Annotated in this window: 19 protein-coding genes; 8 read left to right on the forward strand and 11 right to left on the reverse strand. The window is 53.9% G+C overall.

Annotated features, from left to right (window positions below; genetic code table 11):
* Positions 1-99: 99 nt before the first annotated feature.
* From KI809_RS17005 to KI809_RS17050, 10 genes are all read right to left on the reverse strand, one after another.
* On the reverse strand, positions 100-897 hold the full coding sequence (locus tag KI809_RS17005) for a CHAP domain-containing protein (RefSeq protein WP_214172793.1): 798 nt from the start codon (positions 895-897) through the stop codon (positions 100-102).
* Positions 898-924: 27 nt separating this feature from the next.
* Positions 925-1,869 carry an endonuclease/exonuclease/phosphatase family protein gene (locus KI809_RS17010; RefSeq protein WP_214172794.1) on the reverse strand — a complete coding sequence of 315 codons (945 nt, stop codon included), beginning with the start codon at positions 1,867-1,869 and terminating at the stop codon, positions 925-927.
* Positions 1,870-1,926: 57 nt separating this feature from the next.
* On the reverse strand, positions 1,927-2,706 hold the full coding sequence (locus tag KI809_RS17015) for a pYEATS domain-containing protein (RefSeq protein WP_214172795.1): 780 nt from the start codon (positions 2,704-2,706) through the stop codon (positions 1,927-1,929).
* A 187-nt stretch (positions 2,707-2,893) separates the two neighbouring features.
* The gene (locus KI809_RS17020) at positions 2,894-4,264 is read right to left on the reverse strand and encodes an alpha/beta fold hydrolase (RefSeq protein ID WP_246559477.1); all 1,371 of its coding nucleotides are present in this window, start codon (positions 4,262-4,264) and stop codon (positions 2,894-2,896) included.
* A 273-nt stretch (positions 4,265-4,537) separates the two neighbouring features.
* Positions 4,538-4,738, reverse strand: coding sequence for a hypothetical protein (locus KI809_RS17025; protein ID WP_214172796.1), 201 nt, complete (start codon positions 4,736-4,738; stop codon positions 4,538-4,540).
* 30 nt (positions 4,739-4,768) lie between these two features.
* Positions 4,769-5,683, reverse strand: a complete 915-nt coding sequence (locus tag KI809_RS17030; RefSeq protein WP_214172797.1) for a hypothetical protein — start codon at positions 5,681-5,683, stop codon at positions 4,769-4,771.
* A gap of 123 nt (positions 5,684-5,806) precedes the next feature.
* On the reverse strand, positions 5,807-7,120 hold the full coding sequence (locus tag KI809_RS17035) for an alpha-amylase family protein (protein WP_214172798.1): 1,314 nt from the start codon (positions 7,118-7,120) through the stop codon (positions 5,807-5,809).
* Positions 7,120-8,253, reverse strand: a complete 1,134-nt coding sequence (locus KI809_RS17040; protein ID WP_214172799.1) for a patatin-like phospholipase family protein — start codon at positions 8,251-8,253, stop codon at positions 7,120-7,122. The genes KI809_RS17035 and KI809_RS17040 overlap by 1 nt, the downstream gene beginning before the upstream one ends.
* Before the next feature lie 50 nt (positions 8,254-8,303).
* A complete protein-coding gene (locus KI809_RS17045; protein WP_214172800.1) occupies positions 8,304-10,979 on the reverse strand; it encodes a patatin-like phospholipase family protein in 2,676 nt (891 codons plus the stop codon).
* A 233-nt stretch (positions 10,980-11,212) separates the two neighbouring features.
* Positions 11,213-11,824 (reverse strand): helix-turn-helix transcriptional regulator, encoded by a 612-nt coding sequence (locus KI809_RS17050; RefSeq protein ID WP_214172801.1) that lies wholly within the window; start codon positions 11,822-11,824, stop codon positions 11,213-11,215.
* Between the two features lie 145 nt (positions 11,825-11,969).
* On the opposite strand from KI809_RS17050, the gene KI809_RS17055 reads away from it, so the two are divergent.
* The 6 genes from KI809_RS17055 (at position 11,970) to KI809_RS17080 (ending at position 16,266) form a co-directional block, all read left to right on the forward strand.
* On the forward strand, positions 11,970-12,251 hold the full coding sequence (locus KI809_RS17055) for a DUF503 domain-containing protein (RefSeq protein ID WP_214172802.1): 282 nt from the start codon (positions 11,970-11,972) through the stop codon (positions 12,249-12,251).
* 81 nt (positions 12,252-12,332) lie between these two features.
* The gene (locus KI809_RS17060) at positions 12,333-12,740 is read left to right on the forward strand and encodes a DUF948 domain-containing protein (RefSeq protein WP_214172803.1); all 408 of its coding nucleotides are present in this window, start codon (positions 12,333-12,335) and stop codon (positions 12,738-12,740) included.
* Positions 12,727-13,041: a YtxH domain-containing protein gene (locus KI809_RS17065; RefSeq protein ID WP_214172804.1), complete on the forward strand. Its 315-nt coding sequence runs from the start codon at positions 12,727-12,729 to the stop codon at positions 13,039-13,041. Before KI809_RS17060 ends, KI809_RS17065 begins: the two co-directional genes overlap by 14 nt.
* A gap of 76 nt (positions 13,042-13,117) precedes the next feature.
* A complete protein-coding gene (locus KI809_RS17070; protein ID WP_214172805.1) occupies positions 13,118-14,455 on the forward strand; it encodes a YihY/virulence factor BrkB family protein in 1,338 nt (445 codons plus the stop codon).
* A 130-nt stretch (positions 14,456-14,585) separates the two neighbouring features.
* Positions 14,586-15,878, forward strand: a complete 1,293-nt coding sequence (locus KI809_RS17075) for a penicillin-binding transpeptidase domain-containing protein (protein ID WP_337833332.1) — start codon at positions 14,586-14,588, stop codon at positions 15,876-15,878.
* Positions 15,879-16,026: 148 nt separating this feature from the next.
* On the forward strand, positions 16,027-16,266 hold the full coding sequence (locus KI809_RS17080) for a YkgJ family cysteine cluster protein (RefSeq protein ID WP_214172807.1): 240 nt from the start codon (positions 16,027-16,029) through the stop codon (positions 16,264-16,266).
* A gap of 1 nt (position 16,267) precedes the next feature.
* On the opposite strand, the gene KI809_RS17085 is transcribed toward KI809_RS17080, so the two are convergent.
* Positions 16,268-16,990 carry a UDP-2,3-diacylglucosamine diphosphatase gene (locus tag KI809_RS17085; protein ID WP_214172808.1) on the reverse strand — a complete coding sequence of 241 codons (723 nt, stop codon included), beginning with the start codon at positions 16,988-16,990 and terminating at the stop codon, positions 16,268-16,270.
* A 51-nt stretch (positions 16,991-17,041) separates the two neighbouring features.
* Between KI809_RS17085 and KI809_RS17090 the strand changes: the two genes are divergently transcribed.
* Both KI809_RS17090 and KI809_RS17095 read left to right on the forward strand, forming a co-directional pair.
* Complete coding sequence (locus KI809_RS17090; protein WP_337833334.1) at positions 17,042-17,488, forward strand: UPF0158 family protein; 447 nt, start codon at positions 17,042-17,044, stop codon at positions 17,486-17,488.
* Positions 17,481-18,542 carry an AI-2E family transporter gene (locus KI809_RS17095; protein ID WP_214172810.1) on the forward strand — a complete coding sequence of 354 codons (1,062 nt, stop codon included), beginning with the start codon at positions 17,481-17,483 and terminating at the stop codon, positions 18,540-18,542. The genes KI809_RS17090 and KI809_RS17095 overlap by 8 nt, the downstream gene beginning before the upstream one ends.

Raw genomic sequence — 18,542 nt, forward strand, 5'->3', positions numbered from 1 at the left:
AAAACGGTAGGGAAAAAAGCGTTCACCCGCAGTTGGCCGCAGATGAACGCCGATTGTCATGGCAGGGTTTCCAGCAGGGCCGGATTATTCCAGCTTGATTCAGACCACTCCCGAGTAATCGATAAACCCTTTGTTGATCTCGCCGATCTTTCGGGTGAGGCGGTAGACCCCGCCACCCTCCCTGGTACGGCTGGCATCGGTATTCCCCTCAATGGTAGTGAGCATGCCACCGGTCACCTTCTCCACCAGTCCGGTATGCCCTAGCCCGCCGCCGTGGTCCATGATGAATACCATGCCCGGCTTGACCAGGCCGGGGTTGTCAATGGCCAGCTGTTTCAGAATCTGTTTTGCCCCCTTGGCCGGGGCGCGGCGCCAGTGGTCCAGGCAGCCGGCGGTCTTGACCATCGGGTTGTCCTGCCCCAATACATTGGCTGCTTCGTCGAAGCACCAATAGACAAAGGCGCAGCACCAAGAGAGACCGGGAGTTACCCCGGCACGGAGCAGGTATTGATCCACCTCCGGGCCGCGGTTGGAATCTTTCGGCACCTCGCGCACCTGTTTGGCTTCTTCCGCAGCAGCGATTTTCAGCAGTTCCGCCAGCAGTCCGCTGGCCGGCGCTTCGCTGACCGGAACCGCAGCGGCTCCAAAGAGGACAGCCCAGGTGATCGAGCCTATTTTACCATCCGAGTTCAATGGGTTGCCGTTGCTATCGACATTCCTGGACTGGAATAGCTTGACCGCCTGTTTCATTTTCGGGCCGAAATTGGGATCTGTAGGGTCCAGCCGTAATTTCGGATCGTTCTCTGTTGCCAGCGCTTCATTCAACCTGATTTTAATCGCCTTGACGGTTGCGGCGTCAGTTTCGCCCATCTTGATGAGTCGTCCGGGATAGTTCATGGTGAGCTCCTTTTCTGTGTGAGTCGGTTACAGGTCCAGCACCACCCAGGCCGGGTCGTGGTCGCTGCCGTCTCCGCCAAGACTGTTTCGCCGGTGGATCCATGATTCTTTGTGTTTGGTGCGAAGGCTATAGCTCAGCCAGATCTGGTCGTATAGCGTGTATTCAGCGTCTTTGCCGGTTTCCTTGTAGCGGTGGGTCCATGCTTTCGAGGGAGGCGGTGGGGTGTACTTCTTGGGGGGGTGGGTTTCGTTCGGGTTTGCCATGGCATTGACGAGTCTGAACCCGCCGTTTTTCACGAACGGCGCCAGGCAAGGGGAACCGGGGGAATCGTTCATGTCGCCGCAGATAACAAACGGCGTACCATCTCCCATTCTCTTCTTCACGATCTGGGCAATGACCTCCGCTTGTCGGGTCCTTCTCAGGTCGTTGTCGGCCTGGCCATCCGCGCTGGCAGTTTCGAACTTGCTCTTCAGGTGGGTGTTGAAGAGTCTCAGCAGCTTTCTGCTGCGGCTCTGGTCCCATATCTCCACTTCAAGCAGATCCCTGCTGAACACCGGCCGCGACGGTTCGTCCGGGTGTACGGCATGGCGCCAGGAGGTGACCGGCCCGACCGGTAGCCTCGATAGAAGGGCAACGTCAATAAACCGCGTGTCGTTTCCTTCGATCAATACCTGGTAAGGGTACATCCTACCAAGGTGCTCACGGTTGAACTGCTGCAGGGTGTCTATATCTTCCACCTCCTGCAGGGCGAGGATGTCAAGGTTCATCTCCTTAATCCGGCTGGCTACGGTCTGCGTGTCTTTCAGTTCTTTCCCCTTCACCAGTGCACCCTGGTAGGTACGAACCCGGTAGCTGCCCGGGGCGAAACTGTAGCTGATGTTGCTTCCGGCCCCCGCTTCGGCAGGGAGCTCCCCCTGGAAATTGAAGCGGGAGAAGAGGTTGTTCAGGTTAAAAGTGCCGATGGTGATCATGGTATGGCTCCGTGTAACTAAAAAAGGTCACAACTTGGATTGCTAGGAGGTGCAGTCTTAATTTATTCTGAATTTGTATGGCGCATCAGGTAGTTCCGCAAGGTCCAATTCCAAACGGGTCGCTCCTTCATCTGCAAGGACGCCAACCGTAAAGGCCCCCCATGCTTTCAGGTAGAGCTCGGCAATGCCATCCTGCCTTACCGGTACCTGGGGCCGGTCGTTATTAAAGGAGTCATGCAGGAAGAACTGTACTGTGCCTTTCAATGGAGCATTTTTCGGCGAAGTTGACTCGACGACCAGATGGATTTTGTACCAGTCAGAGTCGTCCGCCATCGGCGTGACGACAGCACTAAGGCGGCGATTGTTCATCTCAGGCTTTTCGCCGAAAACACCTTTCCAGGGATCATCGTCATGCGTGCCCGGAGCAATGGGTGGCAGCTGCGGGGTGCTGGCCGGAGTTGTCTGAGGCGCGCCACTCTGAGGGGAGGCTGCAGCAGCCGGCGGCGGGGCAATTTTCGGCAAGGGTGTCGGTTGTTGGGTTACCTGATACTGAGCCGCATTGTCAGCTATCTGGGCGATGCTGCGCGCCTCCTCAGCCACCTTCTTGACCTGATCCAGCTCTACTTTAAAATCGCCAAAAGCCAGAGATTTTACCTGACGCATCATCAGCAACGCGCCTGCAACAGCCAGGTAGAGCAGGGTGGTGGTGTCCAGCCTGTCAAAAAGGTCTTTGCCCGAAGCGGTTACCCTGAGAACTGCACCGATGAATGCTGCGCCGGCTAGGCAATTCAGGATTGCCTGTATTGGGTCGCTTTTTTTGTTGATTGCTTTTGACATGGAGCCTCCAGTTGTTGAGGCGGGGAGTTCCGGGGGACATCATTCGAAACTATCCGTAATTATTGCCCTGTCCTCAAAACTCCCCCCCCGAGATGTTATAGATTGGCCTCTATCTTGTAAACTTGAAGGCCTGATCCTTTGCCCTCTTCTGAAGACTGAGTGTCCATGATGTCGAAGCACTAAACAACTACTCTTTATGCAAGCCAGTGTTCCCAGTTTCACTGCTATTTTCTGTCACCAGTACCGAAAAAACTATGAACTGTCGCAAAAAATTAGCAAATTCTGGTTTCCAGATACCGCTGTGTCCGTCAATGATAGCACTATCCACTTCCACGTTATAGAAGGGATTGAGAGGATCTGTCGTCTTTAGGTGTGTCAGTTTTACATTACCGAAATCGAGAGCCCAACCGTTCTGGCTAGATTTCTGACTCCACTCCTTTTGCAGTGCTGGAAGAGCAGATAAATCGTTCTCTATGTGTTTGAGTTCTATGCTTTCATCCTCTAAGGAACGCTTCTTATCCTCTGCAATTGGCACAGTAAGCGCCGATGCCTCCTTTTCCCATGTCAGGGAGTGAGAGACGAAAGGCTTAAAATGGCCGATAGCAGTGCGGTTGGCCTTTTCTTCAACGTCATCTCGGGTCTGCTCGAACATTGTCGAAAACCACCTTCCAATAGGGAAGGCCGTTCCAGTTGCGCCATCGTTTTTAGAGGTGAAAATGGTTACCAGGGGAAGCTGCCCCGCAGGGTACTTCCGCTGTAAGGAGGCATCCCGAAGAGGCGCATAGCGCCCGGCCTCAAAAGCTGGATTGACGAGAATCACCAAGTCACCGAAGGTTTGCGGAGGCTCTCCTTCCAGGTCTAGAAAGCGGTCCAGGAGTACCTGTGACAGAGCTGAATATACAATCTGTCCCCCAAAGCTGTGACCAACGAGGATAAGGCGGGTTTGCCCATTATGCTTTCCTTTTTTCTTGTCTGCGTCAAAGTGAGCAATCTGAACGTTTTCGAGTTGGAGGAGGAGTTCTGTCACAGCTCCATGCCCAACTGTGTTGGCTACATTCTTGCGATCCCAAAAGGTTAAATTGGATATAACGTCCCCAGGGACAGAGCGTCCCCTCCAAGAAGCAAATATACCAGCGACCTTTCGAGTCGATCGCTTCTCCTGCTTTGCGGCCAAGTATTCGAGCTTGTGCACCCGGCGGAGCATCTTGCGAAATTCGATAACGTTTGGATCATCGAATGATGCGTTGTGCTGCCAACCATGCACAAACACAATCATGATAACACCTGAATCGAGGTATTCTTGACTGCGTAAGGTGTTAACTACATTTGTCAATTGCTCTCTGTCCCATAACAACCCTTGGTCATCGAACTCGACGAAATTCAGGAGGTACCCATCGTGTTGTTCTTGGGAAGACGACTCGCATAAGGTTTCTTGTTGCTTAACAATGCACGTTTTATGAGCAGTCCGATATTCTTTATGTGAGACACAACCCGACATTCCAACAGTGATAACAATTATTGGTATAGTTACTAAAAGGGAATATAGCAATTTACTCATATTTTCCTCCTGGTTATGATCAAATAAGTTAAACAACAGGATAGATCACTATGCTCTAAAGCATTCTTCTGCTCGGTACAGAGTGGCCTGATGTTACTTTGACGGATCAATGATCCCCGGCCAATTTTCTTCGAATTCTTTGTAAATGGCTGTTCTACGCTTACTAGCCGCTTCTTCTGTTAACCCCTCATATTCCAATGCCGATAAAATGCCTTTCAGAGCAAAAAGCTTTTTGTAATACCATCTCGTTTTTGCACCTAAGTTAAGCCTTTCTTATGCAATTAACACTGCTGCCGGAACTGCACTTATTATTGAGAGAAATAACGGTTCTTTTACACCTAGTGCAGCAGATAGACTTGCTATAAAACTTGCAAAGATTGCCACTACTGATAATGAATAGTGAATAGAATAGTTAAAAATTCCACGCGCTTTCATTGATTTAATTTCGTCTTCCAGTTCTGGACGAATGCTCATAGATTAACCTCCTGGGCAAAGTTGACCTCGCTATTCCATCAGCCCAATTGCCTTGAGAAAGTTCTGGTCCACGGTAACGCCGACATAAGAGGTGACGCTCTTGTCCTTGACACCCCCCGTAGGTATCGCAGCACCGAAATTCAGCAGGGCTGAGGGGTTGATCTCATACGAAAACCCGGTCAGCAGGAAATTGACATTCTCACTATCGATCTTAGTAGCACTGACCGTATAGCCGATGTTTACGTCGAATTTCTGGCGTGCAACGGAGAAAAAATCTTTAGAAAAAATGTGACCAAATTTATAGCGAGGCTTGTAGTAGCTCTTGGGTTCGAGCATGATTCGCAACAGCGGCGCTGTAGTAATTTTGCCGCCATCCGGCAAAAAGATCGCTGCCATCCCAATAGTCACCCATTGCGGTTGCCCTTCTAGCTTAGTGATGAAGTCCTCGCTAAAACTTGCATCCCTCAGTTGCTTTACCTCATCACCCTCGATTGACACACCGTCAAACACTGAAGGAGATTTTTTATTTTCTTCCAAATCACGTGTGGCCATTTTGGATATATGTCCCAAGATGGCTGTGTCCGACATTCCTTTCTGTTTCCAGAGCACAGCTTCCTTTATGTATGGGCTACTTCTTGAATACACAGTAAAATTTCCGGTAAACTGACCGAAGGTAATAGTGCATTCCCCACTTGTTTCCAATGTTGGCGCATCGAAAGTAATTCTTGAGTTCTTTTTGTCGTGCTTGAATTCAATATTTCCGACATCCGTACCACTACAAGTGATTTTTGGCGTTTCACTGAGTTGAGTTCCAGCGGTGGCAGTTATAGTCAACGTATCTCCCCTTTCAACTATGTTTGGAGTGACATTGATCCCGCACTGCCCTGATGAAGCAGCCATTAAGATTATGCCGGTGGAAAGAATAATGACATTGCAGATTGTCATGGTGAGCCCTCCTTAAAGATGTTTAGAAATATTTCCGGATATTCAATCAATCCTCTGGACTGTCTCCGAACTGCTCAAAGCTGGAATTCAAGCATTGCCAGTAGATCTACCTCTCCCCCAGTGCTATTCAGCCAGCCACAGCTGCGCCTGGCGGGGTGGGATGCCGAAGGTGAAGATTTCGCCGCCCAGTTCCATGAGATGGCCATGGAGCATGCATCGGTATGGGCCATGGCGAAGGCCGAAGGTGCTGATGTTGGGGTGTTGCCAGATGCCGGTCTTGTTGATGGCAACAATGCCCCGGTAGCCGCGGGCAAACACCAGGAAACCGTCATCCTCGAAGAGTGTCCGTTGTGGCTGGCCATGAACGGCGTTGTGGAAGGCGACCATCGCCTTCAGGTCTGAGCGCTGCCAGGCATTGGCCCAGCGGTCACGGTCTTCCGGGTATTTGCCCGCACTCTCGTTGTGGTCGGAATAGACCAGCGGTACTCCGCCGTCCCGACCCATGATATAGACCTTGGCCAGGAATTCGTCTTGCCGGTCCAGCAACTGGCCGCGGAAACCGTCATTGTTTGGGATATCGTGGGTTACGGCAACGGTCACGCTACGCTGCCAGGGGAGGGCCTGGCCGTAGGCAGCGGGGTCGATCAGCTCCCGCATGCTGCCGCTGGGAGAGAATACCCGGCGCAAGGTCTCGTGCAGCGGGAAATCATAGAATGACATCCCGGTTTCGTTCAGCAAGGGCCAGAGAAAAACCCTCTCTTCATTGTCGTTGGCAGTGAGCGCTTCGCCGAACAGGTATTTCCCCGCCAGGTCGCTGGTGCCGAATACTCTGCGGATATGTTCGTCAGGGAGATGCTTGACCGCGTCGACCCGGTAGCCGTCGAACCCCAGCCCGTTCAGCGCCCGAAGGCAGGCCTGCTGCTGGCCGATCACCCATTCGTTCAGTTCCAGGTCGGGCAGGCCGGAGAGTGAGTACTCCGTTGACTGGTACTCGTCCAGCCAGTTCTCGATATTGCCGCTGGCATGGAAATCCCATGGCGAAAAGAGCCCTTCGTCCAGGTTGCCGTAGAGTCGGTCACGGCTGAATTGGCGCCGTTCTTTCCGATATCGCTCCAGTTCCGCTCTGCCAGGGAAATTGAGCCGGTCGGGCCGGCTCTCGTTGGCCATGTGGTTGAAAACGATGTCGGCGTAGACCATTACCCCGTTTTTGTGCAACGCCTTGATCACATTCCTGAGCCCGGTTTTGCGGCCAAGGTGCGAGCGGAGCACCCGGTAGTCTTTCGGCTGATATCGCTGCCACCATTCCGGACCATTAGGGTCGCTGTAGAGCGGCGGCGGAATCAGCACGCCTCCGTAGCCGATCTCGGCAATCTTTGCCGCATTGCTGCTGATCTCCCGGTAGGGCCAGTCAAAGGCATGGAGAATAACGTCGTGCATCAGAAGCCCCTGGCGCTGAGGTGGTTTTTCATGGCATCTTTCCCTGCTGCGATTAGGGCATCCAGCCGCTTGGCGCTCATGTCGAACTCGGTGGTGCCATACCCTTTGGCCGGGAGCCGGCAGACTTCGTCCTGGTGGGCGGCAATGGCGGCGCGGTCGTGGGCGTCGGTGAGTGTGTCGAGAATCTTGGTGACACGCTGGATGGTCTTGAGACGGGTGATATGATTCAGCAACCCGTCGTCGGTATCAGCTGAATCGGGTCTGTCCTCCTTTGCCAGAGCTCCAGGTACGGTGACCGTTTCGTCGATCAGCAACCCCAGGTTCGGGCAGGCGTTGGGATCGATAGAACCCATGACCGCCTGCACCTCGTCATCATCGGAGGTGAGGTAGTAGATCGGGAAGTTGGAGAGGACACCGCCGTCGACAATGATGTGGCCGGTGATATCCCTGCCGCGATACGTCCCCCAATCCTTCTGCCAGCGCACTTCCTGCCAGAGGAACGGGATGCTCATCGACATCCGTACCCCCCAGGCAACTGGGCATTGTGGAGCGGTACGGCTGTTGAGGATCAGCATGTCGTGGGAGCTTGTGTCCGAGGCGACTACAGACAGGTCGGAGTTGGTCTGCTCGCTAAACTCCTTGAAGTTGAGGTTGCCGAGGCCTGAGATGCGGTTATTGAGCTTTTCCCGGAGCCAGGCGAGGAAGGCGTCACCGGCGTAGAGGCCGCCCCGTTCGACAAAAGAGAAGATCTCCCGGTAGGCATCGATCTTCATCATCCGGTCGATGAGCCAACTGTCGATTCTGTTCTCAACCGAGTCCGGGATAAGCGGCAGGTCCACGTTGCGAAAGATGGTGTAGGTAAGGCTGTTCTTGATGTCTTCGGGAGCGAATTTCGCTGCGATGTCCATGAACGAAGAGAAGCGCGGCTTGCCGTTAGGCAAGGTCTCGGTAGTAGCTGCTTTCATCGCTTTGGCATTGTAACCGGCGGCCATGAGCGTGGCGGTGATGGCCCCGGCAGAAGTGCCGACAAAGCGGCGCGCTGTGTGGCCGCGTTGCTCAAACTCCTCAATGGCGCCGACAAATGCCGTCCCCTTGGCGCCGCCGCCTTCGAATACCAGATCGAATACCCCCATGATTTGTCTCCTTGCATTGCATGATGTACCTTGCCTGATTCCAGAGAATTTCAGCCAAAGCGGTCGATTGACGGGCACTGCCAGTTGTCTCGCAGAATCTCTTTGATCGTATGGAAACCGAGCATCCGGTAACTCTCGAACTGCGACTCGCTGAACCACTGGTCCGATGTCGGTTCGTGGGGGAATACCGTGTTTTGCTTGCGGTAATTGAGGATATCTGGCGGTTCGTTACCGTTGACGACCGGTTTGATGTAGACGATCCTTCCTTGCATGGCCGCTTGCCCGGGTATTGCCGGATAGTCGATGGTGCCGGTGACATACCGCCTGCCCCATTTGATGATCGGTTTCAGGTCCAGCGTTACTGTGGCGAATAGGTCGATCCGTATTTTGCGGATGGCGTTGCCCAGGTCTTCAAAATGTTTTTTTTCGTCGCAACCGGCGTCGATGACGACAATTTGTCGACAGCGACGCAGCGCCATTTCATAGAGTCCGAGGTTTTCAAAATGGCCGCCGTCTGAGAGGTAGACGTACTTGTAATGATCTGAGGTGCGGCCGAACATCTCGCGGAACATGATCCCGGCCGACCATTTCGGGCCTGAGCTGCGCCAGGTCCGGCTCCCGCAGGGGCCTGGATTGCCAAGCCACCAGCCGAGCCGCAGGTTGAACAGCGCCATGATAAAGGTGACCAGAGGAGAAGAGTGGTAGCCCATGTTCGGGCTGGCCGCCGCTCCGGAGATGGCTATGGCGGTTCCCAGGCTCAAGCCTTCATCCGGACTGAGACAGATCGATTTTCTGGCAGAGTATTCCTTGATCGGCCGGTATTTGACCCCTTTGCCCCCGGCATGCAGCGGACTGATGGTAAACGACTCTGCCTTGCGTTGCTGCCAGGAGAGTTTTTCATCGCCGGCAAGATTAAGGGCGATATTGACGATGTGAAACGGTCGTGCCTCAAGACCGGTCATCTTGATGTTGTCCTTTTGGTCAAAGCCGGTCAGTTTGTTGGGGTCACGCTGGTTTTCTCTTTCCCGGATTTCCCTCTCTTTTTTGAAATCCCGCTGCTCTCCCGGGTCCTGCGCTTCCGGCTGCCTTCGTGATGCGCCCAGATAAGCCCTGATCAGCCGGTTGCGATACATGCAGTGCAGCGAAAAACGGTTGATATGCACGAAGAAGCCCATGAACCCTCCGAAGAAGAGTAAACCCAGGAAGGTGGGAAACAGCATCTGGTCCCGATTGCCGTAATGCAGCTGCAGGATGTGATGATCGACGGAAAAGTTGACCGGGTGCTTTTCGAGCAACCAGCTGGTGCCCAGGGTGAGCAGAATGAGAAAGATTGCTATGAACAGCACTGCTGCCAGCGACATCAGCATGTCGATGCCCAGTTTTTGCCAGCTGCGGCTCTTTTCCGCAGTTGCCGAGGTGCTGTCACTGTGGCCGCAGAATGCGGTGACTGCGCCGGACAGGATGCCGAACAGGCTGACGGCGGTGCTCTGCAGGGTAGTAATCTTGGTGAAAAGTAGTTGCGGGCCGTAGTAGACCAGCGCCGAACCGACAAGCCAGATGCAGGTTATGATGAGCGGTCTGGCAGCTGAACTGGCCCACCACTCGCGGTCGGTTTCTTCAGTCACGGCGTTGACAATTGCAACCTGCAGCAGTCCGGCAGTGAGGAAGGCCCCAATGAAAAGCGGTGCGGCAAAGCAGGCGTAAGCCGGGATATCATCGGGGATGAGATGGCTGATGCTCTCGGCGGAGCGGATGAGGAGATAGCCGCCCACTGCTCCCGACAGCGCTGCCGAGACGAGAAAGCAGACGATGCGCCCGATAGCTGGCATCTTTTTGCGTTGGATGGCGGCGATGCTGAGCCCGGTTAGCCAGGCGACGACGTGAAATATGGCGCCGAATGCCGCAAATGGCCACTTTAGATCGCGCAGATACTCTTTCTGGCATGATGTAAGAGTGAACCCGGCAGAGTTGATCACGGCATCGGGGCCGAGCTGCACGTACCATCCCCATACTATGGCAAAGACCACAGCGTAGCCGATGAATGGGGCCAGGAACACTGTCTGGAAACGGCGCACCGGCCACCGGGCATCACCGAGGCTTGGCAGATCGATTGCCTCATAGAGCACAGAAAAAAAGACCAGGATGCCGCCGATGGACAGGAGATATAACATGGTCTTTAAGTCCTGCTCCGCAGCAATCACGGCGATCATGAATCTGGGCAATATCAGGAGTATCGCCATCAGGGGGATGATGACCGACCAATTGAGCAGCATGTTCCGGATGAAGGTGGCTGCCAGGGTCCAGGTATCGGCATCCATCAGCCCCAGTTTGGGCGAGAGATAGTTGCTGAAGTTCCGCAGTTGTTGGATCGGTTCCGGCTCTTCGCCCGGCTTCTCTATATCTTGCGTGGCTGCCAGCTGTTGGTTGACATACGGGAAACAGCTACGGGCAATCCAGGCGCTGAGCCAGCCACCGATATAGCCGCCGCCGGAGACCGTGGACAGGTAGTCGAACTGCTTGAGCAGCCCGGCCTTGGCAAGTCCCTGGATGATTCCCAGATTGAAGGTGGCGCTGCGGATTCCCCCTCCCGACAGACACAGGGCCGTGTAACTGGGATGGCCCCCTTTGTCGCGGCCGTTATGAGGATCGATAACCTGCCGTTCCTGTTCGATTACCTCCTCGAAGGTCAGCGGCCTGTGATCCTTATCAGAGTTGTTGCCAAACATAGTCAGATCCTTATGGGAAGGGGTGCACAATTACACCTTGGCTTGCCAATGTATTAACATGGTTAAATGATTAAACAATTGCCCTAGTGGTTATTTATTTGGGCGCTTTAGGGGGTAATTCTCATGAAAGGGGTTGTCTGGCGAAAAGAGGTATATCTAAAGTAGTATTTTTTGCGGAGAAATGAAAATGCCGACTTGGCTGTCGGCATTTTATGGTCGCTTGAGTTGTTTCTTCAGGACAGAGGGGGGAGTCGGTATTTCATGGCCAGCGGCACGAGTTGGGAGCGATTGGTGACCTTTACCTTGCGGAAGATATGGCTGATATGGGCCTTTACGGTCTGTTCGCTGATGTTGAGCTTGTCGGCGATCTCCTTGTTCTTGAACCCCTGCGAAACCAGGATGATGACTTCCTGCTCCTTGCGGCTGATCTTGTCGGTATTTTTTGCCCGTGCCGATGATTCTGCATAGTTGAGCAGCGCTTTCAGTTTGGTATTATCGATCCAGACCTGTCCGGCATGGATTACCGACAGCGCTTTGAGAAACAGGGAGGTGTCGGTGTCGGTGGCAATAACTCCGTCAAGTTTGTGCGACAGGAGGATGCTGATGATCTCGTTCTCCTGGAGGCCGGTATCGAACAGGATCACCTTGGCTGCGGGCCAGCGGGTGAAGACCTCGGGCTTCAGGGACCCGGCATCGACAAGCATCAACTCCGGCTCGAAGCTGTTGTCGTGGACCTTCCCGTTGCTGACCGATGCCTGGTAGCCGTCAGGAGCCCTGGTTAGGAGTTCGGCGAGGGCATTACTCAGGACAAGATTGCTCAGATTGATCATTACGTTGATCGACATGGTGTTTGCCTTTTTAGTGCTACCCAATTTGATGGGATGAATTATATAATTCTTAAGCGAAAAGTCAACTGGCAACGCATTAGAGCCGCAGTTAATTGCAAAAACAACACAGGCTTCCTTAGAGTCAGTGGAGAGGATGGCGTAAATGCATGTCTATGTGCTGCAGGTTTCTCTTGCTCTCCCCAGTCATTCGTTGAAGGGTAAGCGCGGTATTGTGAAGAGCCTGCTGGCAAGGGCTCGCAATAGGTTCAACGTTGCAAGCGCCGAGGTCGATCTCCAGGATGATCCTGCAGCGGCAGTGCTCGGTTTTGTCACGGTCAGCTCCAGCCGGCTCTATAGCCGGCAACTGCTTGAAAAACTCGAAGAATGGATCGTTGCCGAACGCCCCGACGTGGAGGTGATGGCTGCAGAGATTGAGGAGTGGTGATCCAACATGAAAGAGTCTTGTTGAAATATGCCGATTTTGCTCTATACTTGGAAGCAATGTGATCTTGCATAAGGAGGATACATGGGTATCGTAAGCATCGCCGTCATGATCATGGCGGTGACATTGGTAGTGCTTGCAGCTGCAATTGTGCCGGCCTTTCTCGAAATCAGAAAGTCAGCGGTTGCCTCACGGGAAACCCTGGAGCGGATTGAGGCTGATCTGCGTCCGGTGCTCAAGGAGTTGCACGAAACATTGACCGACCTGAATCTGATTGTCCATGAAACCGCTGAGAAGCGGGAGGATGTCGTTGCCTTCATGGAGGCCATCGGAGATACCGGTAGGGGATTGCGTACCATTAACGGGGTTGTGGGTTCTGTTGCTGGGGTGCTTTCAACCTCATCGCTCTGGGTTACCGGCGCAAAAGTGGCTGGAAAATATGCTGTTGAAAAATTCCTACGCAAAAGGAGGAAATCTGATGGCGAACAATGATAATGGAATAAGCGCGGGGACCGTGCTGCTCTCTTTTCTGGCAGGCGCAGCAGTTGGCGCCGGGGTGGCGCTTCTGGCGTCTCCGAAAACCGGCAAGGAGATCAGGGAGAAAATTGCCGGTCTTACTGAGGATGCCGTGGGCAAGATCAAGGAGTATGTGGTCGAGGCTCAGGACAAGATCAAGACCACCCTTGACGATGGTAAGGAAGTGCTGAAAGAGAAGACTTCGATCCTCTCTTCGGCAATCGAAGCCGGCAAAGAGGCGATCGAGCGGGAAAAAGAAAAGTACCGGGGAGTGTAATAGCTGCTCATTACGGCACTGGAAAGGGGCGCGTTGCTGGCGCCCTTTTTTTGTAAACAGGTCGCAGGTTTCAGATATGGCTCTTGACTCGAAAATAGAAAAAGCGATCTCAGAGCTTCTCGGTCTCCACCCGGAAAAGTATCCGGGGGCACTCGGCCATGGTATTAAAATAGCTCAGATTCTGGTGGTTGCCGCCAAGGATTTCCTGGCTGACCGTTGCCCGTTGAAGGCTTCAGCCCTCAGTTATACGACCATACTGTCGCTTGTGCCGTTTCTCGCCCTGGTATTTGCCGTTCTTAAGGGATTCAGCATCCAGAATCGCTTGGAACCTTTGATTGTGCAACAGGTGGCTGCCGGTTCCGAAAAAGCGGTAGCAAAGATCATTCAGTATATAAACAATACGAACGTGGCCTCGCTGGGGATTGTCGGCCTGTTGGCGCTGGTTATTACTGCGGTTTCGCTGTTCGATTCCATCGAGGAAGCCTTCAACGATATCTGGGGGGTATCTGAAACCCGCTCCCTCTATCGCAAGTTTACCGACTACCTCAGTGTTGCCCTTGCTGCGCCGCTGTTGATGCTGGCTGCCGCCAGCATTACCACGAGCCTGAAGAGTCAGGCCGTTGTCCTGTGGCTGCTGCATGTTCCCTATCTTGGCGCCTTTGTTTTCCATGGTTTGGGGTTCATCCCGTATCTGAGTATCTGGCTGGCCCTGATATTCTTTTATGTTTTCATCCCCAACACCAAGGTGCGCTTTAGCTCGGCGCTGATCGGCGGGGTGCTGGCAGGCACTCTCTGGCAACTGGCCCAGTGGTGCTACATCCACTTCCAGATGGGGGTCACCAGGTACAATGCCATTTATGGCGCTTTGTCGCTGGTTCCACTGGTAATGGTGTGGATCTACACCAGTTGGGTAGTGGTGCTGTTTGGCGGGGAAGTCGCCTGGGCGCATCAGACCCTCAGGAGTTGCCGCAGGGGGTTGCGGATGGCTCCGGACCATGCCATGCAGGAATACCTTGCTCTTTCGCTTTTCAGGATAATCGCTGCTGCGTTTGTAGCGGGGAGCCCGGCACGGAGCGTTGAGGAGATTGCCGAAGAGCTGGATGTGCCGACGCGCATCATCCAGGACCTGTTTCACTATTTTGTCGATCGCGGATTTCTGCTTGAAGGGGGAGCCGATGCCTCCGGTTGTCTCCCTGCCCGTGATATTGCTACTCTGACAGTGCATGAAATCTTAACCGCCTTACGAGGGTATGGCGGGAGCGGTTTTACTTCTATGGTTGCTGATTCAGCCGGTATTGACGCGGTGGTGCGCCGGATTGAACATGGCAGAGCAGAGGCTCTGGCCGGCATGACCGTCAGGGACCTGGCAATGATGCCGCCTGTCATTGACAAAACGCCGAAGAATAGCATATAGTGCCACATCTATTCCGGTTCCTGACGTTCATCCCTCCTGACGTTTGAAAGCGAAACTAACTAATACTCCCAGGCCTATGCAGGACATTAAAAATATAACCATAAAGAAAAAAAGTGGAATCAAAAGGCTGGTGCCGTGGAGCAGTGAGCCTCCGCGAAACAGTTTCAAACGTATTGATTCTGAGCCACCACAGCGCAAACGCCGCTTGAAGCTGCTGTTGCCTGTCATTGCCTGTCTTCTGGCCGCCTATCCGCTGTTTCATCTCCTGGTTTCTGCTGGAAATGCACTGTCCAGTGTCAGTCGAACGCCGGCGGCCAAGGAACCTCTGCCAAAGAAAGCAGATTCTGAAAACTCGTTCCGGCTTGCCCGAGAGGCGCTAGCGTCTGCATCCTTCGATGGCAGCCGGTACCGGGCTGACCGTACCGACGGTTTAACCGTCTATTACGCGATAAACCCTGAACTGCAGGACCGGGTACGCAAGGTCATGGCAGAGTATCGAGTTCCATACGGCGTTTTTGTCGCCATAGAGCCGAAAACCGGTCGGATTCTTGCCCTTGCGTCCCACTCAGAGGCGGATGCCGGCTGGGAGGCCCAAGCGCCTTATAATCTGTATCCCATGGCCTCGCTGTTCAAGATAATCACTGCTGCCGCTGCTCTGGAACAACGCAAGGTCACTCCCCAGACGGTCGTGCCGTTTCGAGGGCGACTCACCTCGGAAAACCCCCGCTATTGGGAAACCGGGGCAAAGCGCGGCAACCAGGAGATGGACCTGACCACCGCGATGGGCAAATCGGTGAATCCGGTTTTTGGCCGGTTGGCGAATGACGTCGTTGGCAAGGACGGCATCATGTCCGGTATTGAGCGGTTCGGGTTCAACCAGACCCTGCTCCCGGGAGAGCCGGTATTATCCAGCTGCAGTTCGGAGCCGCAGGATGGGTCGGCTTTGATGCTGATGGGCGCGGGGCTCTGCAAGGACGTAAAGATCTCGCCACTCTATGCCGCGGTGATGATGGCCGCAGTAGCCAACAAAGGGGTAATGCTCCAGCCACTTCTTGCCAGCGAGATTCGTAGCAGCCAGGGGAAAGTGCTTTTTTCCGGCGAGTCCCGGCAGGTCCGGCGGGTCGTGTCGCCTGAGACTGCCGATCAGTTGTCGCGAATGATGTCCACCACGGTCAGTCAGGGGACCTCGCGCAAGGTGTTCCGCGACCGGCGGGGCCGGCCAAAGCTGGCAGCCGTTGATATCGCTGCCAAGACCGGTTCTATCAGCGGCACTGATCCACCTGGTCACTACAGCTGGTTTGCCGCCTATGCGCCGATCAATGATCCGCAGATTGCCGTGGCAGCACTGGTTATCAACGGTGCCAAGTGGCGGATCAAGGCTTCTTTGCTGGGCGAACAGGCCCTCGAAGCATTTTTCCAATGACGGCACGGGGAAAAGTCCATCTGCGGTGTTGCGCTCGGTCTTTGTCGCTGCGACGTAGCCTACGGCTACGACTCACTTCGCAGACCTCGCAAGCCTTGCATCTGGAGCTTTTTGCCGTGCCGAAATATAAGTTTTTCTGAGTTGCTTTATGGAATGCATGCGTTGCGGGACATGTTGCGTGGCGCCGGATATTGCCGCCCTGGAAAAACCTCTGGGGGTGCGCTGTCTCAAGCTGCGCAGTGATGGAACCTGTTCAATCTATGACGCCCGGCCCACTGTCTGTCGCGGCTACCGCCCGGATGAAATCTGCAAGATGGTGGCGGCACCGACCCTTGACCAGCGAGTGGCGAATTATCTGGAGCTGTTTGGGCTGGAGCGGTCGGGGTAAGTCAGCGGTATTGTTTCAGAATAATCTCGTTATCGATTAGTTCGCCGTAGTGCAGTCCGGCAGCCCACGCCCCGAGCGAAACCAGCCGTTTTCCCGGTGTTTCCGGGAATGTTTCGGTGAATGGAATGTGGAAATGGCCGGCAACAACCAGATCATAGCCCTTGGCAAACTGTTTTGCGGCATGTGTTATCAGGATGTTGCGAAAGGCGGGGTTTTCGCCCTTCAGGTGCAGGTACTCCCGGCCTTTTCGCCCCATATGATCGGCAATCGCGCATGCTACCCACGGTGGGACGACATTCGTCAGCCAGCGGGTGAATGATGAGTGGAAGACGAAGCGCAACAGCCGGTATGGGATGTCTGCCGGGTTTGCCTGATCGCCGTGGCAGAGATAGGCTTTTTGTCCGGCGATGGTCAGAGCGGCAGGCCCGGGAAATATCCGTGCTCCCAGGGTTTCGGAAAAAAACGGGCCGATGTGGAAATCGTGATTTCCTTCAAAATAAATGATGTCAGTTCCGCTTTCCCGGAGTTTGCGTAGCGCTTCGAGCACCGGCAGGTAGTGCGGAAACGGAATTTCCGGGTAACCTAGCCAGAATTCGAAGAAGTCGCCCATGATGTACAGGGTTTCGGTGGTGCCGCACAGTTCGTCAAGGAAGCTGAGCATGGCGTGGTATCTGGCGTCGCTCTCGTGCTGGAGGTGGGCGTCGGCAATGAATATGGTGCGCATCGGGACACTATAGCGGAAAAGCTGCAGATGGTAAAGGAGTGACGTTTGGGAGTGTTACGCGATGTAGATATCATCTGGGACGAACTTCTGGATGCGTTTGAGAATACCGACCCTGATGTGGTATATATTCTGGACAGGCTTTCCGGTGAGATCTATCTGGTCCCTTCCGATTATGATGACGACCAGTTCTGGCAGGATGTGGCGGCAAACAGTGAGCAGTACCTGCCGATACCCGGTTATGATTATGGCCAGGAGCGGTTGCTCTTGTATGAATTCATCCAGAAAGTGGAAAACGCCCATCTCAAGGAGATGCTCGGCAGGGCATATGGCGGGAAGATCCCTTACGGCAAAGTTGAGGAGATCCTTTCCTTTTATCCGGAAGAGATGGATGAACTGGAGTCTCTCCGGGACTCTCAGCTCACCAGACGGGTGAAACAATGGCTGGAAGAGCATGACCTCTATTCTCCCATCGATTTGACTATGGATTCTTATGAGTGAGCATAGCGACAGCAGAACAAACCGCTCCTCCGCCGTATGGGTGGCGCTGCTGATCGGCGCGGTGATCATTGCGATTGCCGGCTATTCAATGAAGCACACCATCTCCTGCTTTTTGCTTTCTTTTATCTTTGCCTATCTGCTGGACCCGGTGCTGCTGCTTCTGGAGCGGAAGAATATCCGGCGCGATTACGGCATAGCCCTGTTGTACGCGATCCTGTCGATACTGGTGTTCTTTTTCATCGTGTTCATGGTGCCGTTGCTGACAACCCGTTGGCAGGAACTTGTCAGAAACCTGCCCGGATACGTCCAGAAGATCAAACAGTTGTCGAGTAATCTCCGCAACGGCTATGAGCCGTCGTTCGGCACTGCCGAATGGCAATGGCTCCTGGATTCCCTGATCGGCAATCTTGACAAAATGACCGGCAAACTAGGGGCCGGAGTCTATTCCGCGGCATCAAAGGTTGCCTTCAACCTGTTCAATCTCCTGCTGGCGCCGATCCTAGTCTTTTTCATGCTCCACTATAAAAATGAGATAAACAGTGAGCTGGTACGCTGGCTGCCGCCGCAGCGCAAGGAGTTGATCCTGCTGATCAGCAGCGAGATCAACCGCAGCGTCGGCGGTTATATCCGGGGGCAGCTGATCGTTTCGCTGATTGTGGCGGTACTGTCAACGATGGCCCTCTATTTCCTGGATGTCGATTACGCCCTGCTCAACGGGCTTTTTGCCGGTGCCGCTTCAATTCTACCGTTCATTGGTGTGATCCTGGCAATGATCCCCCCGTTGTTCTTTGCCTACATCAAGTTCCAGACCCTGTCTTCACTGCTGTCGGTTCTTGCCGCTTTTTCAATCATCTATTTCGTTGAAGGTTACCTGATCAAGCCGCTGGTTTTCAAAGAGGCGATGAACCTCAACCCGCTGGTTACCATTATCTTTGTCATGGCCTTGGGAGAGTTGATGGGGTTTTGGGGGATTCTCCTGGCGATACCGATCGCCGCTGCCGTAAAAATCACTCTTGAGCATCTCCGCAAGGGCGATTTCAACAAGGATCCCTGA

Origin of the sequence: Geoanaerobacter pelophilus (genome assembly GCF_018476885.1) — a bacterium.
Lineage (GTDB): Bacteria > Desulfobacterota > Desulfuromonadia > Geobacterales > DSM-12255 > Geoanaerobacter > Geoanaerobacter pelophilus.

What these genes read in the sequence shown, in the direction of transcription:
- KI809_RS17060 (WP_214172803.1), top strand. Translation starts at nt 12,333, where the DNA reads ATGGGTATCGTAAGCATCGCCGTCATGATCATGGCGGTGACATTGGTA.
- KI809_RS17095 (WP_214172810.1), top strand. Translation starts at nt 17,481, where the DNA reads ATGAGTGAGCATAGCGACAGCAGAACAAACCGCTCCTCCGCCGTATGG.
- KI809_RS17030 (WP_214172797.1), bottom strand. Translation starts at nt 5,683, where the DNA reads ATGACAATCTGCAATGTCATTATTCTTTCCACCGGCATAATCTTAATG.
- KI809_RS17040 (WP_214172799.1), bottom strand. Translation starts at nt 8,253, where the DNA reads ATGGGGGTATTCGATCTGGTATTCGAAGGCGGCGGCGCCAAGGGGACG.
- KI809_RS17005 (WP_214172793.1), bottom strand. Translation starts at nt 897, where the DNA reads ATGAACTATCCCGGACGACTCATCAAGATGGGCGAAACTGACGCCGCA.
- KI809_RS17080 (WP_214172807.1), top strand. Translation starts at nt 16,027, where the DNA reads ATGGAATGCATGCGTTGCGGGACATGTTGCGTGGCGCCGGATATTGCC.
- KI809_RS17070 (WP_214172805.1), top strand. Translation starts at nt 13,118, where the DNA reads ATGGCTCTTGACTCGAAAATAGAAAAAGCGATCTCAGAGCTTCTCGGT.
- KI809_RS17085 (WP_214172808.1), bottom strand. Translation starts at nt 16,990, where the DNA reads ATGCGCACCATATTCATTGCCGACGCCCACCTCCAGCACGAGAGCGAC.
- KI809_RS17050 (WP_214172801.1), bottom strand. Translation starts at nt 11,824, where the DNA reads ATGTCGATCAACGTAATGATCAATCTGAGCAATCTTGTCCTGAGTAAT.
- KI809_RS17065 (WP_214172804.1), top strand. Translation starts at nt 12,727, where the DNA reads ATGGCGAACAATGATAATGGAATAAGCGCGGGGACCGTGCTGCTCTCT.
- KI809_RS17010 (WP_214172794.1), bottom strand. Translation starts at nt 1,869, where the DNA reads ATGATCACCATCGGCACTTTTAACCTGAACAACCTCTTCTCCCGCTTC.
- KI809_RS17035 (WP_214172798.1), bottom strand. Translation starts at nt 7,120, where the DNA reads ATGCACGACGTTATTCTCCATGCCTTTGACTGGCCCTACCGGGAGATC.
- KI809_RS17020 (WP_246559477.1), bottom strand. Translation starts at nt 4,264, where the DNA reads ATGAGTAAATTGCTATATTCCCTTTTAGTAACTATACCAATAATTGTT.
- KI809_RS17045 (WP_214172800.1), bottom strand. Translation starts at nt 10,979, where the DNA reads ATGTTTGGCAACAACTCTGATAAGGATCACAGGCCGCTGACCTTCGAG.
- KI809_RS17015 (WP_214172795.1), bottom strand. Translation starts at nt 2,706, where the DNA reads ATGTCAAAAGCAATCAACAAAAAAAGCGACCCAATACAGGCAATCCTG.
- KI809_RS17055 (WP_214172802.1), top strand. Translation starts at nt 11,970, where the DNA reads ATGCATGTCTATGTGCTGCAGGTTTCTCTTGCTCTCCCCAGTCATTCG.
- KI809_RS17025 (WP_214172796.1), bottom strand. Translation starts at nt 4,738, where the DNA reads ATGAGCATTCGTCCAGAACTGGAAGACGAAATTAAATCAATGAAAGCG.